Raw genomic sequence first — 14,330 nt, forward strand, 5'->3', positions numbered from 1 at the left:
ACGGCCATGAGCCGCCGGGAATCCTGCGCCTTTGTCGTGCCGCACATATCTCCGTCAACTGCGGATCAGATCAACGGAATAACCAGCCCCACAAGGATCAGCAAAGCACCCGAAATCCTGTTGATCCGGCGCAGCGCCGCAGGCGAACTCAGCACCCGGCGCGCCCGGTCGATGAACAACGCAAAGCACAGATTGCCCACCAGAGGCACGACCATCGAAATCACCACGACCGCAGCAATATCCGCCACTGTCACCGTCGTCAGATCAAAGAACCCGGGCAGAACGCCCATATAAAACAGGATCGCCTTGGGGTTGCCAAGAATCACGGCAACACCAGCGGCAAACCCGGCCCACTTGCCCGGGCGGGTCAGGCGACTGTCCTTGCCGATCTGGCGGCCGGCATTGCGCAACAGGGCAAAACCCATCGCCAGAAACACCACGGCCGCGATCCATTTCAAAACCACCATAAAGCCGGAAAATGCCGACACCACCCAAGTGACCCCGAGAACAGCCAGCAGCGGCCAAAGCGCATCGCCAATTGTCACGCCCAACGCCAAAGGCCAGGCCGCCTGAAACCCACCCGCCATGGCCCGCGCCACCAGCGCCACCCAAACCGGCCCCGGCGTCAGGAACAAAACCACCAGTGCCCCGGCATAAAGGGCCAACTGCCCCGCTGTAATTGTCATGAAATCCGCTCCACCACCGATTGCCCCGCGTCCTCGCGGACCACAAGATATTGCGCCCGATCCTTCAACTCATCAAACATCTCGGCCCCGGTGCCCGTCATCCAGGCCTGCGCCCCCAAGGCACATATCTCATCAAACAGCGCCGCGCGCCGATCACGGTCCAGATGGGCCGCCACCTCATCCAGCAACAGGATCGGCGCCGCGCCCGTTTCATCCGCCAAGGCCCGCGCATTCGCCAAAATCAGGGAAATCAGCATCGCCTTCTGCTCGCCCGTGGAACATTGGGCCGCCGGCACCGCCTTTGACGCATAAACCGCCCCCAAATCGGCCCGGTGCGGTCCGGCAAGGGTACGTCCCGCTGTCATATCGCGCCGCCGCCCCTCGCGAAATGCCACGGTCAGGTCATCCACCGTGCGGGCCTCCTCATCCGCCGCGCTCAATGCCTCAAGATCGCTGATCGGAAAATCGGTCGGGGCGCGGCGTTGCGCGGCCATGACACGGGCCAAAGCGCCGGCCCGGTTGGCGATAATCCGGGCGCCCGCCTCGGCCATCTGCACCTCAAGCGCGCCATACCACCCCGGCTCGCGCACCTGATCCTTCAACAGACGGTTGCGGCTCGCGCATCGCCTTTTCATAGATAAGCACCGCCTCGCCATGATCCGGCTCAAAACTCAGGGTCATACGATCCCAGAACCGTCGCCGCCCTTCGGCACCCTCAATCCACAACCGATCCATGGATGGCACCAGCCAAAGCATCCGCACAATCCGGCCCAGCGCCACCTGTGGCGCCACCTTGCCGTCAATCCGCGTCACCCGTGATTGCCCGGCCTCGGCGCGGGTATCTATCTCATGCCCGGCCAGCCCCGCCCCGATCCGCCAGCCCAAAGCCTCGGGACGACGCACCAACTCATCCGCCGCAGCCCGGCGCAGGCCCTGCCCCGGCGACAACAGCGAAACCGCCTCGATCAGATTGGTCTTGCCCGCACCGTTGGCCCCGTAAATCGCCACAGGGTGTGGCAACAGATCCAGCGCCACACGCCGGTGCGACCGGAAATGCGACAGTTCCAGCCGATCAACCGACAGCCCCATCGCGTCCAAACCCTATTTTTTACTGACAGAAAATACTCGCCCCGCAGGGTCGGCCCGTCACACGCGCATCGGCATGACGACATAGACCGCCGATGTGTCGTTGCCTTCCTGCATCAGCGTCGGATCGCCCGACGAGTTGAACAGGAATACGGCGTTTTCCCGATCAACCTGACTGGCAATTTCCAGCAGGTATTTGGCGTTGAACCCGATTTCCAACTTGTCATCACCATAGGCGACGGCCAGCTCTTCTTCGGCATTGCCGCTGTCCGGCGCGTTCACCGACAGGATCAGGCGGTCTTCGTCGATCTGCAATTTCACGGCGCGCGACCGCTCGGAACTGACGGTCGCCACACGATCGACCGCGCTGGCGAATTCCTTGGCGTCCACTTCCATCCGCTTGGTGTTCCCCTTTGGAATGACCCGCGAATAATCGGGGAAGGTGCCATCGATCACCTTGGATGTCAGGGTGATGGCCGGGGTGGCAAAGCGCACCTTGGTTTCCGACACCGAAACGGCAATCGACGCCTCGTCATCATCCAGAAGCTTGCGCATTTCGCCCACGGTCTTGCGCGGAACAATCACGCCGGGCATGCCTTCGGCCCCCATCGGCAGGGGCGCGTCGATCCGCGCCAGCCGGTGACCGTCGGTCGCCACACAGCGCAGCGCCATTTCCCCCCGTCATCTGACACATGCATATAGACGCCGTTCAGATAATACCGGGTTTCCTCGGTTGAAATGGCGAATTTGCTTTTGTCGAACAACCGGCGCAACACCGGGGCCGAAACCGAAAAATTGCTGGTATATTCGGACGTGGCCATCACCGGAAAGTCTTCGCGCGGCAGAGTCGCGAGCCTGAAAGTTCGACCGCCCCGCCTCAACCACCAACCGCCCCGAAGCGCCATCGTCGGACAACGACACCAGCGCACCATCGGGCAGCTTGCGCACAATTTCATGAAGCGTCACAGCGCCAACTGTGGTCGAGCCTGCGCGTTCGACCTGGGCACTGGCCTTGTCCACCACTTCGACATCCAGATCTGTGGCGCGAAAGCTTACCGAATTTCCTTCGGCCTCGATCAACACGTTGGCCAAAATCGGGATCGTATTGCGCCGCTCGACCACCGATTGCGCGTGTGCGACCGCCTTGAGCAATGTGCCGCGTTCGATGCTGAGCTTCATATCCACCTCACCTGATGCCGGGGTGAAATCTAACGGTTTCAGCCCCCGACGCAACAATTTTTCGGCCCGCCCTGAGCGGAACAATTTCACTGGACTGTCAAAGGGAATGGCGGGGGCGTCAAGGCCCCGCCCATGATCCATGATCATTTTCAGCAGTTATTCTACTGATCTTCCAGCGAACGGCGCAGCAGATCGATATCTTCGGCGATTTGGCTGTCCTTCTGCTTCAGTTCCTCGATCCGCTTGATCCCGTGCATGATCGTCGTGTGGTCGCGCCCGCCAAAGCGGCGACCGATTTCGGGCAGGGACCGTTGGGTGAGTTGTTTGCACAGATACATCGCCACCTGACGGGGCCGCGCAAAGGTGCGCACGCGTTTTGGGCCAATCAGATCGGACAGGCGGATGTTATAGTGATCCGACACCTTGCGCTGAATTTCTTCCACCGTCGTCTTGCGATCGGACTGGCGCAGAATATCGACCAGACATTCCTTGGTCAGTTGCAGATCAATCTCGCGCCCCACCAGACTCCCGAAGGCGAACAAACGCATGAGTGCGCCTTCCAGAACCCGGACGTTTGAGGTGATGCGATGGGCCAGGAATTCAAGCACACCATCAGCCAGGACCACGCCTTTGAACTGCGGGCGATATTGTTCGACCTTTTGTTGCAGGATGCCAAGGCGCAGCTCATAGCTGGTTGGGTGCAAATCCACCACAAGGCCCGATTGCAGGCGCGAAACGATCCGGCTTTCCAGACCTTCGATTTCACCCGGGGCGCGGTCGGCAGAAATGATGATCTGTTTGCGCTGATCCACCAGGGCGTTGAACGTGTGGAAAAATTCCTCTTGGGTACTGTCCTTTCCGGCGATGAATTGCACATCATCCACCATAAGCACATCGACCGAGCGGAACAATTGTTTGAAATCCATCATCTGCTTGTCACGCAGGGCCTGCACAAAGCGGTACATGAATTGCTCCGCCGACAGATACAACACGCGGATTCCTGGATCGCGGGTCTGAAGTTCATGGGCGATGGCGTGCATCAGGTGAGTCTTGCCCAGCCCGACACCACCATAAAGAAACAGCGGATTGAATGTCACCGGCCCGCCCTCGGCCACGCGGCGCGCGGCGGCATGGGCCAATTCGTTGGGTTTGCCCACAACAAAGGTATCAAAGGTGAACCGATCATCCAGAGAGGCGCCCGGCAGATCGGCCTCGGGTGCTGCGGCGCGGGCTGCGGGCCGGGGCGCGGTTGCCGTGGGGCGCGGCGCGGCATTTGGCGGAACGCGGAATTCGATCCGCTTTACCGGCTCGCCGCTTTTGCCCATCTGGCTGAGAATCTGATCGCCAAAGTTGCGCGATACCCAGTCGCCCATGAACACCGTCGGCACATGAAACAGAACGACCCCATCACGCAGGTCGGCAAATTCCAACGGCTCAATCCAGTTCCTGTAATTGTTATGTCCCACCGACTTGAGCAACTCTTGCCGGACCGTCCCCCAGATTTCGTTCGTCATTTTTGCCTTAAATCCCCAAATACGCCTGTTTTCGAACCAGACTGGCCCGATCCGAACTGCTCGTTGCGGGCGCCCGCAGATGGCCCCCGTCGTTGCACGACAACACCGCAATGGGATCGCCAGACCACACCAGACCCCGGCCCAAAGGCTCGATTCGGGATCAGATGCCAAACTGGCAAATGGCAACAAATAACCTGCCGACCTGCATGTGGCGCAGACCACAGCCGGCAAGAATACTCCGCACATTGGCGGCGATCGTTCCATGGACATGTCCGGTGGCAAACGCCCCCGAAACCCCCGCCAAAGCAGGCGCTGAACACTTGGATCCGCCCCACGCGGCGCCAAATCTTCAACAGGTGGACGGCCCGATTTCCGGGGTAGCGGGCAGAGTTTCACCCTGCTCTTGCGCCCCTTCAGACGGCTCCGTCCTGTCATGTCCCCCCAAGCGACGTGAATCGCAGGATCAACGTAGCAAGGGGCTTCACAGCTCTGCAACAGAACTATGATGTTGACTCTGACATTGCCCGAGCGAATCTCACAGTGCTGTGAAAACCACCGCGTACGGTGGCAGGAAATCCACAAACCCACAAAATCCACAAAGCAAAAAACGCGCCTCTGGGGCGCGTTTTTCGATCTCGTTCAACGATGTCTGAAAGGCTTCAGGCGCCGATGGATTTCACCCGGCTGGACAAGCGCGACATTTTCCGCGCAACCGTGTTCTTGTGATAAACGCCTTTGGTCACGCCGCGCATCAGCTCGGGCTGGGCGGCGCGCAGGGCGGCGGTTGCCACCTCTTTGTCACCGGTGGCGATGGCCTCTTCGACCTTGCGCAGATAGGTGCGAATCCGCGAACGACGGGCTTTGTTGACCTGAAAGCGGGCTTCGTTCTGGCGGGCGCGTTTCTTGGACTGGGGCGAATTTGCCATGGTGTGATCTCTTTCGTCGGTTTTTCAAAATGCGTTATACGCGGGAAACCCCGACCCCGGGTTCAATACCGGGCGAATCTGGCCGAGCGGGCCTCACGCGCATGTTGAGCGGCATATAGCGCGGCCCGGCGGTCTTGTATAGCGGCAAATGGCTCAGCGGTCGCGGAACTGTGGTTCGCGCTTTTCCATAAAGGCATTCATGCCTTCTTTCTGGTCCTCTGTGGCGAACAACCCGTTGAACAACCGCCGTTCGTGCAACAGCCCTTCGCGCAGGGTGGTTTCATAGCTGCGATTCACGGCCTCTTTGGCGGCCATCACGGCCAGCGCCGATTTTTCGGTGATTTTCTGGGCAGTCGCCGAAACCTCTTCCATAAGCTTCTTGGCCGGCACCACACGGCTGACCAGGCCCGAACGCTCGGCCTCGTCGGCATCCATGAATCGGCCCGTCAGATGCATTTCCATCGCTTTGGATTTTCCCACCAACCGCGTCAGGCGTTGCGAACCGCCCATCCCCGCGATGACACCCAGATTGATTTCGGGCTGGCCGAATTTGGCGGTGTCGGCGGCGATGATGAAATCACAGACCATCGCCAACTCGCACCCGCCGCCCAAAGCATAGCCTGCAACGGCGGCAATAATCGGCTTGCGACAATTTTCCAGCGCGGCCATCTCGGCGGCGAATATTTCTCCGACAAAGACATCCACAAAGGTTTTTTCGGACATTTCCTTGATATCCGCCCCGGCAGCGAATGCCTTGTCCGAGCCGGAAATCACAATGCAACGCACCTTGTCGTTGCTGTCCGCCTCGGTCACGGCTTGTGCCAATTCCCCCAAAAGTTCGCTGTTCAGGGCGTTCAGGGCGTCGGGGCGGTTTAACCGGATCTGTGCGACGTGATCCGCAATTTCGACGATGATCGTCTTATAGGCCATGGCGTAGGAGCTTTCGCAGTGGACGTAAGCCTTGCAGCCTTACCAAGGATTCGCTGCGTTTCAAGCTATCTTTGGCATTGCGCACAATAGAATGACGAACGCCCTGATTGAACGATTCGCACGATTGTTCCGCTGCAACCCGGGGTCAGGCACGCAGCGCCCGCCCGGTCGTAAACCTGAAAGCGGTGTTGAAAATACCCAAGTTTTCCATCGGCCTGCCGATGATCGCGCAAGGACGATCCCCCGCCTCTATCGCCTCGTCCAGCACGTCGCGGATGATCGGAACCAGCGCCCCGGCCCGCTGCCGCGAAAGATTCGCCGCCTGCCGTTTGGGCGAAATTCCCGCACGAAACAGGGTTTCGCAGACATAGATATTGCCCAGACCGGCGACGATTCTCTGATCCAGAAGCGCGGTTTTGATCGGCGTGCGACGGGTTTTCAGCGCGTCAGCCATATAGGATTCGTCAAATCGGTTGGAAAACGGTTCAGGGCCAAGTTTTTCGATCAGCCAATGCTGTTCAATCTGCGCGGTCGGCCACAGATCCATCGCGCCAAACCTGCGCGGATCGTTGAAGGTGATCCGCGCACCACCCTCCATCTCGAACACCACATGATCATGCTTTTCCGGCGCGCCATGTTCGCGCTGAAACAGGCCCAGCGCCACACCCGAAACCTGCATCCGGCCCGACATGCCGAGATGTACGATCAGGGTTTCCTGCGACTCCAGATCAAGCAGCAGGTATTTTGATCGCCGCCCCAGCCGCAAAACACGCCGCCCCGTCAACCGCGCCGCCATGTCAGGGGGAACGGCCAGCGCAGATCGGGGCGATTCACCTGCGCATGGGCGATCACCGCCCCCTCCATCACGGGCGCCAGGCCGCGCCGTACCGTTTCAACCTCTGGCAATTCCGGCACTGCGACACCCCTTCGATTGTAACACCCACCAAGCACCCTATAAGAAGGGTGAGCATTACAGGATCGCAAGCCCCGATGACAGACGACAGTGAAAACCGCACCACCCACTTTGGCTTTCAGGATATTCCCGAGGCCGAGAAGGCCGGCAAGGTGCATGGCATCTTTACCAACGTGGCCAGCAAATATGACATCATGAACGATGTGATGTCTGGCGGCGTTCACCGCATCTGGAAAGACGCGATGATGGATTGGCTGGCGCCACGCAGCGGTCAGCGCCTGTTGGATGTGGCCGGCGGCACCGGGGATGTGGCATTCCGGTTCCTCAACCGTGCCGGGTCGGCCAGTGCCACGGTGTGCGACATGACCGAATCCATGCTGATCGAAGGGCGCAAACGGGCCGAGGCCGAGGCGCTGGCCGGATCGCTCGATTGGGTGGTGGGCGATGCCATGGCCCTGCCGTTCGAGGACCGCACCTTTGATGTCTATACCATCAGTTTTGGCATCCGTAACGTCACCCGCATCAACGAGGCCCTTTCAGAGGCCTTTCGTGTGCTAAAGCCCGGCGGGCGGCTAATGGTTCTGGAATTTTCACAACTACCCAATCCGGCGATGCAAAAGGCATATGATCTCTACTCCTTCAATGTCATTCCCCGCATGGGGCAGGTGATTGCCGGGGATCGGGATTCGTATCAGTACCTCGTCGAATCGATCCGGAAATTCCCCGATCAGGAAACCTTTGCAGGCATGATCCGCGCTGCGGGTTTCGATCAGGTTAAATTTCGCAACCTGACCATGGGCGTTGCCGCGCTTCATTCCGGCTGGAAGATCTGAATTGCGCGGCCCTCACAACATCTGGCGGCTGATCCGCACCGGCGCCACGCTGGAACGCACCGGCGCGATGAACGTCGTGCTTGACGCCTTTCGCGCGCCCACATCCCTGCGCATTGCGGCCAAGGTTCTGGGCGTGCCGTTCATGTGGCTTGGCTATAAGGGCGATCCGACACAGCCGCCGGCCCCCCGCGCGCTGACCGCCCTTGGCCCGGCATACATCAAATTCGGGCAGGTTCTTTCGACCCGCCCCGATGTGGTGGGCGATGAACTGGCCCAACAATTGCGCGTGTTGCAGGACAAACTGCCGCCTTTCCCGCTGGCCGAAGCGCGGGCAATGGTCGAGAGCGAACTTGAGATCGACATCGACGCCTTGTTTTCCTCGTTCTCCGAACCGGTCGCCGCCGCCTCCATCGCTCAGGTCCACAAGGCGACCCTGCGCGATTCGGGGCGGGATGTGGCCGTCAAGGTATTGCGCCCGGGGATCGAGCGGGCCTTCAAGAAAGACGTCGATGCCTTCTATCTGGCCGCCAACATGGTGGAACTTCTGGCGCCCTCAGCCCGCCGTCTTCACCCGCTTGAGGTCATCCGCCATTTCGAGGGCGTCGTTCTGGGCGAGCTTGACCTGCGTATGGAAACGTCATCCGCGGCCGAGTTCGCCGCCAACACAGCCGACGATCCTGCATTCCGTGTGCCACAAGTGGAGTGGTTTCTATCCTCGCGCCGGGTGATGACGCTGGACTGGGCCGAGGGCATACCGGCCAACGACATTCCCGCCATCATTGCCGCAGGCCATGATCGCAAGGCGTTGGGCGAAGGCGTGTTACGGTTGTTCCTGAACCACGCCCTGCGCGATGGATTTTTCCACGCCGATATGCACCAGGGCAATCTCAAGGTGGCACCAAACGGCGATATCATCGCGTTGGATTTCGGCATCATGGGGCGGCTGGATGAATACACCCGCCGAGTTTACGCCGAAATCCTGTTTGGTTTTATCCGCAAGGATTATCGCCGGGTGGCCGAGGTTCATTTCGAGGCGGGATATGTGCCCGCCGACAAGGACATCGACGAATTCGCCCGCGCCCTTCGGTCGGTCGGTGAACCGATTTTCGGCATGGATGCCACCCGCATTTCCATGGCCCGGCTGTTGACCTATCTGTTTGAAGTAACAGAACGGTTTGGCATGGAAACCCGGACCGAGCTGATTCTGCTGCAACGTACCATGGTGGTGGTTGAAGGGGTATCACGCTCACTTTACCCACAGATCAACATATGGGAAGTCGCGCAACCGATTGTCGAGGACTACATCAAGGACAATATCGGGCCAAAGGCCCTGTTGCGCGACCTGACCCGCACCGCACGCGTTTTGGGGCGGTTTGGCCCTAAATTGCCGCAAATGGCCGAAGCGGCGCTGCTGCGCCAATCACAAACACCCGCGCCCCGTGACCGACGCAGCGGGTGGGAAACCGCGGGGCTGATTGCTCTTGGCGCTGTGGCCGTTGTCCTGGGGTTCGGGCTAGCGCAGCTCGCTCAATCTCTCTAATTCGGCCTCCATCGCCGGGCCATAATCCGCGTGGCCCCGCGCCATCCGCCAGGTACAATAGGCCGCCATGCGCCAGACGAATGCCGCTTCGCAGGCATTGTATCGGGCCGCGACGGCAGGATCGCCATAGCCCGCCCATACCTGTGCCCGCTCGACAGGCTTCAGGGGCGTCCCCCGATCCAGAACCTGCATTGCCGGTGACAAGAAGATCGCCAGATCATAAATAGGGTCGCCAATCGCCGGGCATTGCCAATCAATCAGAACGGCCCTCTCATTTGATACAATTATGTTGCCCGGCACCGGATCCCCATGAAGAAACACCCTTTCCCCCAGCGAAATTTCCGGCGCATCGGGGCGGCACGCCAGCAGCCGCGCACGGTGGTCCGCCGCCGCTTGCCCCAGCATCACCGAACCTTCCGCCAGCAACGCTTTTGGGGTGGCCGCAATCTGACGCAGCCCACCCGGTGGCGACTGCCGATGAAGGTGCGACAACACCTTTCCCACCACTCCGCCGTCCGCGCGCCATGTATCACCCCGGCAGGCACGATAGAGCAGGCACGGCCCCTCCGGGGTTTCCCCGGCCCAAAGATATTCTGGCGCAACCCCGGCGCCGCTCAGCGCACCAAGCGCCAGGCCCGCAACCTTGGGAAGGTTCGGAAACACCGGCGTTGCACGCCCCGGCCGTGACAGGCGGCACATCACAGGATCGGCCCCCGCGCCGGGTTCAACCCGCCAGACCATATTCGTTCGCCCGCCCGGCATCAGGTGCCATTGCCACACCGGATCGACAACGCCCAGCACGCCAAGGGCACAGCGCAGCCGGGTGGCGATCTGTGATACAGTGTCGTCAGTTCGTTCCATCGCCATCCCATTGCCCGAAGAGCGCGCGCCATGGATGGGCCAAAGCAATTCCCGAAGCAAGGGCAGCCCACTCTCGGGGCTTACCGTCGCAATGCCGACACATCCTCGGCCAATCGCTCAATCCCGCCCGCAAACACCAGAACCGGCCCACCGGGGTCAAGGCGCACCTCCTGCACCCGTCCATAGGTTTGGGCCTCGGTTGTCGCCACGAGGCGATCCTCTTCAAAACTCTCCAACTGAAAGGCATATGGGCCGACAGGCACTTGGCGCCCATCCGTCCCGATCCCATCCCAGTTGAACGCCCCGGTACCGGACGCATATTGTTCACGCCACACCTCATCCCCCGCAGCGTTCAGCGCAACAAGATCATGGCGCGACCCGGCGATCGGCTCGGGAGGTGTGACCGTCAAAGAGCCGCCGGAATATTGCGCTGGCATCGGTGCCCGTGCCTCCATCCCGACCCATGATGCCATCTGCCCCAGGCCGCTTTCGCCCACCTTTCCTGTCAACGCTTCGAGCAGCTCATTGGTGCGAACCTGCTGCTCAACCCCTGAAAAGGTTGCCAGTTGCACAGCAAATTCTTCGGAATCCATCGGCTTAAGTGGATCCTGATTCGATATTTGCGCCGTCAACATCTTCAGAAAGGTATCAAAATCCGAACCGCCCGACGCATCGCGCCCGACGGTTTGTCCCGTCGCAGCGGTCACCCCCGACGTCAAATTTGCATTGCCTGCTGGTGAAAGTTCCATCGTTTGCTCCTTAAAGTCGCAGATCGAGCCTGTTACCTTTAACCACGCCCTGTACGGATGCGGCGGAAGGACGGCAGGGTTGATCGGCCGTTGTTTCATCGCCCATCTGGCCAGCGGACTGCGGCAAGCTACCCGATTGGTTCTCGCCCGTGTGAGTGCTTCCCGGATTGCCCGATCCGAACTGAAAAGACAGGTTATTAAAGCCCAGATCCTGTAAATCGCTGGTTAGAATATCAACGTGACGACGCAACAGTGCCAGAGTATCGGCGCGGTCTGCCGTGATCGTCAGCACCGCGCCATGCTCACCCGGAACCAACGTCATACGCACACGGCCCAATTCTTCGGGGGCCAGGGCGATTTCGACCGGGCCGTGGGCGAGATGTCCGGAAACCTGTGCGATCTGTTGAATGGCCGCTGGTGGCGTATGGTTGGCGACCGGGACGGCCGATATATGCCCCGCGGGCATATTGGGCGAAACACTCCCAGAGCCAATGCCGTGATGCCCCCCGTGCCCCTGCCCCAGATCCAGGGGTTGAATTTCAGGGCGGTTCGCAATCGTCCCGGCGGGGCGGACCGATTGCCCGCTGGCGTCATTGGTCGTCGCCGCGCGGAAAAGTTCAGGAGCCTCCGATACAATTTCAACGCCTGCGGCGTTCACCGACATCAGTCGATCCACAGGCGCGGCTTTATCGACAAACACTTGTCCCGCCGGGGTAAATTTATCGGTGGCGGGACTCTCTGAATTTCCCGTTTGCAACAACGCCACGTTTGGCGCAAACACTGGCGGAACTGGCTCGGTTCGAAGCTTGGAAACCTCCATATCAACAGTGGTCGGAGATGGGGCAAAAGCAACCCCGCTGGCCACCTTTGACGCAGGTTCGGGCGCCCGCTGAAACGGTGTGTCATGCAGTTCAGGACGCTCTTGTTTCGACGCAGAATTCGCCCCCCTTGGCACCACGGCAACTGTCTGTTCGTGTGGCCGGATCGGGTCTTCTGTCCACGTGCCAACCGGTCGTGAACGAACATTCGAGCCAACCATTCGGTCTCCGCGTGCCATCGCCAAAGAGGGTGAGAGCGGGCTATTTTTCTCCGCGCCCTCGGGGAGCCGGGCAAGATCGCGCGAGAGAGCCGCATTCTCGGGGGGGCCGGCGGTCATCTCGGGGTGTTCAGGCGGCATCACGGCAGGAATTGGGCGCCTACTAGTGCTTTCCAGCAACGGCTTCGTTGGCTGATACGCCCCAGATCGTTCTGCCCGGCTGCCAAGCATCTCACGCGACGAACCGCGCGGCGACGCCCGTTCAACGTGGTCCCGTGCAGGAGATCCAGCGACAATCTGGCGCGAAACGGGTAGAGACATCGGTTCTGTGGCTGTCTCCAGTGGCGCTTCGCTCACGTGCGGCACGCTCTTCGCGACAGTTCTTCCGCTGAGAACGCCCTCCTGATCACTGCGCCGGTCAGGACCATGTTTCATCAATTTCCGACGAGGTTCGTGGACGTCAGAGCCGCGTGATGTCGGACTGTTGGAGCCTCCGGTTTGGTCTTCCCCAGTGTTGGTGCCAACTGATTCCATTGAACGGTGGTCATCCCCGACCATGCCGACTGCTTCTCCTTGAGTGACGAATCGCTCGCCCTGCGGCCTTTTCAACTGCCGGTCCACGGACAAATGCGGGTTCTCGAAATGCGAAATTGCGTCACCTGGATCGGTTGAAGGAATCTGCTCTACGCCACCTATCGGCCGTTGAGTTGTCGTGGGAAACCCGGTTTGTTGCGATACAGGGTCCTCGGACTTCTCGAACGCAGGCCTACTCAATCCGGCGTTTACCATCACCTCAGCCGCCTCACTTTCAAACTCGGAAGTATTTATTGGTCTGCCGCCCCGACGCACGGCATCCGTGCGAATTTGCTCATCAGGGGGCGACGGAATATCAGAACGATGAACTTTGTGAGGCTCCGCTGTTCGAATATCAATCAGAGCCTGTCGAGGCTCATCCACAGCAAGAATTACGTCCGATTCTCCATCGGAACGGATAACTGTATCCGCCTGCGGTGGATCTTCCGCCTCGGCAATCTGCGCACTATCAGAGTTCACGGCGACGTCGGAAAGCGATTGCAGCAATACTGCCGCAAATCCAGCGCCACCGTCGGGCCACGCGGCATTTTCAACCGGTTTCCTGATGGATGCCAAGTTAAATGAATCCACTGCGCGCTGGATCGGTTGCTTCTCCATGTTCGCCTTCCCGAAGTGACCAATTTCCTGATCATCCCGCAATTTGGTTACCGTATCTTTACCGCAGTCCTGTTTTATCTGTGCAAAGAGAAAGGAACGCAGATGATACTACCCATTGCCATCCCCACCGCGACACCGGGGCCATCGCCACGCAACATTGCCTTGCGAAAGGCCGCCCAGGAACTGGAAGTGAATTTCCTGTCATCCATGCTCGAGTCAGCTGGGTTAGGGAAAACCAGCAAAGCATTTGGCGGCGGCGCCGGCGAAGATCAATTCGCCTCTTTTCTTCGCCGCTCGCAGGCTGAACAGATGGTGAGCGCAGGAGGAATCGGGCTGACGGAACACCTGTTCAACGCCCTCAACAAGGAGATTCAAAGTGACACATGACGGAATAATTCGTCAACTCGAACAAACATTTGAAGATGAACGCCGATATCTTCTGCAAGGCGATCTGGCGCGCCTTTCATCCCTCGCACGGCGCAAGGAAAGCCTGCTGGCTGCGCTGAACCTTGCTCCATTGGCCAAGGATATCCTGCAAAAGTTTGCAGGTCTTTCAGCGCGAAATCAAAGCCTCATTTCGGCGGCGCAAGACGGACTCAAAGCCGCCAGCAAACGGCTGGACGATATTCAACGGGGGGTGCCGACAAACACCTATTCGGCAAGTGGAGCAAAATCGGAATTATCCAAACCGATTCGCACCTTGCAACGGCGCGCATGAAAATTCGCCTAAAATCAGCGATATGTCACCGATCACAATTAGCAACTTGTTAGGTTGATCCTGCGATGGTGCATCTACTCACCAGGACGGTGGGACAATACGCAGCACGCCGAAAGGCGAACCACTGCGACGTCAGAATGACGGTTCATTCACCTCCTCGCTTTTGGG

The 14,330-nt window shown here is 59.7% G+C and carries 11 protein-coding genes and 3 pseudogenes; 4 read left to right on the forward strand and 10 right to left on the reverse strand.

From position 1 onward, the window contains the following. Positions 1-65: 65 nt before the first annotated feature. The 7 genes and pseudogenes from AC0L7P_RS02185 to mutM form a co-directional block, all read right to left on the reverse strand. Positions 66-686, reverse strand: a complete 621-nt coding sequence (locus AC0L7P_RS02185) for a LysE family translocator (RefSeq protein WP_473434288.1) — start codon at positions 684-686, stop codon at positions 66-68. Continuing rightward, positions 683-1,775 (reverse strand): annotated as a pseudogene (gene recF / locus AC0L7P_RS02190) (DNA replication/repair protein RecF). Before recF ends, AC0L7P_RS02185 begins: the two are co-directional and overlap by 4 nt. A gap of 57 nt (positions 1,776-1,832) precedes the next feature. Continuing rightward, positions 1,833-2,951, reverse strand: a pseudogene (gene dnaN / locus AC0L7P_RS02195) (DNA polymerase III subunit beta). Positions 2,952-3,112: 161 nt separating this feature from the next. Continuing rightward, the gene (gene dnaA, locus AC0L7P_RS02200; RefSeq protein WP_473434289.1) at positions 3,113-4,465 is read right to left on the reverse strand and encodes a chromosomal replication initiator protein DnaA; all 1,353 of its coding nucleotides are present in this window, start codon (positions 4,463-4,465) and stop codon (positions 3,113-3,115) included. A 659-nt stretch (positions 4,466-5,124) separates the two neighbouring features. After that, positions 5,125-5,391, reverse strand: a complete 267-nt coding sequence (gene rpsT, locus AC0L7P_RS02205; RefSeq protein WP_473434290.1) for a 30S ribosomal protein S20 — start codon at positions 5,389-5,391, stop codon at positions 5,125-5,127. A 153-nt stretch (positions 5,392-5,544) separates the two neighbouring features. Beyond that, entirely contained in the window at positions 5,545-6,321 is a 777-nt protein-coding gene (locus tag AC0L7P_RS02210; RefSeq protein ID WP_473434291.1) for an enoyl-CoA hydratase, read from the reverse strand. A gap of 65 nt (positions 6,322-6,386) precedes the next feature. Beyond that, a pseudogene (gene mutM / locus AC0L7P_RS02215) lies at positions 6,387-7,236 on the reverse strand (bifunctional DNA-formamidopyrimidine glycosylase/DNA-(apurinic or apyrimidinic site) lyase). A 75-nt stretch (positions 7,237-7,311) separates the two neighbouring features. On the opposite strand from mutM, the gene ubiE reads away from it, so the two are divergent. Continuing rightward, a complete protein-coding gene (gene ubiE / locus AC0L7P_RS02220; protein WP_473434292.1) occupies positions 7,312-8,067 on the forward strand; it encodes a bifunctional demethylmenaquinone methyltransferase/2-methoxy-6-polyprenyl-1,4-benzoquinol methylase UbiE in 756 nt (251 codons plus the stop codon). Between the two features lies 1 nt (position 8,068). Then, entirely contained in the window at positions 8,069-9,607 is a 1,539-nt protein-coding gene (ubiB, locus tag AC0L7P_RS02225; protein ID WP_473434293.1) for a 2-polyprenylphenol 6-hydroxylase, read from the forward strand. Here the strand turns inward: ubiB and AC0L7P_RS02230 are convergent. From AC0L7P_RS02230 to AC0L7P_RS02240, 3 genes are all read right to left on the reverse strand, one after another. Continuing rightward, the gene (locus tag AC0L7P_RS02230) at positions 9,581-10,468 is read right to left on the reverse strand and encodes a phosphotransferase (protein WP_473434294.1); all 888 of its coding nucleotides are present in this window, start codon (positions 10,466-10,468) and stop codon (positions 9,581-9,583) included. The genes ubiB and AC0L7P_RS02230 overlap by 27 nt on opposite strands. An 80-nt stretch (positions 10,469-10,548) precedes the next feature. After that, positions 10,549-11,217 carry a flagellar hook capping FlgD N-terminal domain-containing protein gene (locus AC0L7P_RS02235; RefSeq protein ID WP_473434295.1) on the reverse strand — a complete coding sequence of 223 codons (669 nt, stop codon included), beginning with the start codon at positions 11,215-11,217 and terminating at the stop codon, positions 10,549-10,551. 10 nt (positions 11,218-11,227) lie between these two features. Continuing rightward, a complete protein-coding gene (locus AC0L7P_RS02240) occupies positions 11,228-13,444 on the reverse strand; it encodes a flagellar hook-length control protein FliK (protein ID WP_473434296.1) in 2,217 nt (738 codons plus the stop codon). Between the two features lie 15 nt (positions 13,445-13,459). On the opposite strand from AC0L7P_RS02240, the gene AC0L7P_RS02245 reads away from it, so the two are divergent. Continuing rightward, positions 13,460-13,831 carry a rod-binding protein gene (locus AC0L7P_RS02245; protein WP_473434297.1) on the forward strand — a complete coding sequence of 124 codons (372 nt, stop codon included), beginning with the start codon at positions 13,460-13,462 and terminating at the stop codon, positions 13,829-13,831. Next, entirely contained in the window at positions 13,821-14,162 is a 342-nt protein-coding gene (locus AC0L7P_RS02250) for a hypothetical protein (protein ID WP_473434298.1), read from the forward strand. Before AC0L7P_RS02245 ends, AC0L7P_RS02250 begins: the two co-directional genes overlap by 11 nt. The last annotated feature ends 168 nt before the right edge of the window (positions 14,163-14,330 follow it).

This window comes from Oceaniglobus sp. K40-3, assembly GCF_055808395.1.

Excerpts from the sequence above, each read along its gene's own strand:
- AC0L7P_RS02185 (WP_473434288.1), bottom strand. The coding sequence starts at position 686 with ATGACAATTACAGCGGGGCAGTTGGCCCTTTATGCCGGGGCACTGGTG.
- dnaA (WP_473434289.1), bottom strand. The coding sequence starts at position 4,465 with ATGACGAACGAAATCTGGGGGACGGTCCGGCAAGAGTTGCTCAAGTCG.
- rpsT (WP_473434290.1), bottom strand. The coding sequence starts at position 5,391 with ATGGCAAATTCGCCCCAGTCCAAGAAACGCGCCCGCCAGAACGAAGCC.
- AC0L7P_RS02210 (WP_473434291.1), bottom strand. The coding sequence starts at position 6,321 with ATGGCCTATAAGACGATCATCGTCGAAATTGCGGATCACGTCGCACAG.
- ubiE (WP_473434292.1), top strand. The coding sequence starts at position 7,312 with ATGACAGACGACAGTGAAAACCGCACCACCCACTTTGGCTTTCAGGAT.
- AC0L7P_RS02230 (WP_473434294.1), bottom strand. The coding sequence starts at position 10,468 with ATGGAACGAACTGACGACACTGTATCACAGATCGCCACCCGGCTGCGC.
- AC0L7P_RS02235 (WP_473434295.1), bottom strand. The coding sequence starts at position 11,217 with ATGGAACTTTCACCAGCAGGCAATGCAAATTTGACGTCGGGGGTGACC.
- AC0L7P_RS02240 (WP_473434296.1), bottom strand. The coding sequence starts at position 13,444 with ATGGAGAAGCAACCGATCCAGCGCGCAGTGGATTCATTTAACTTGGCA.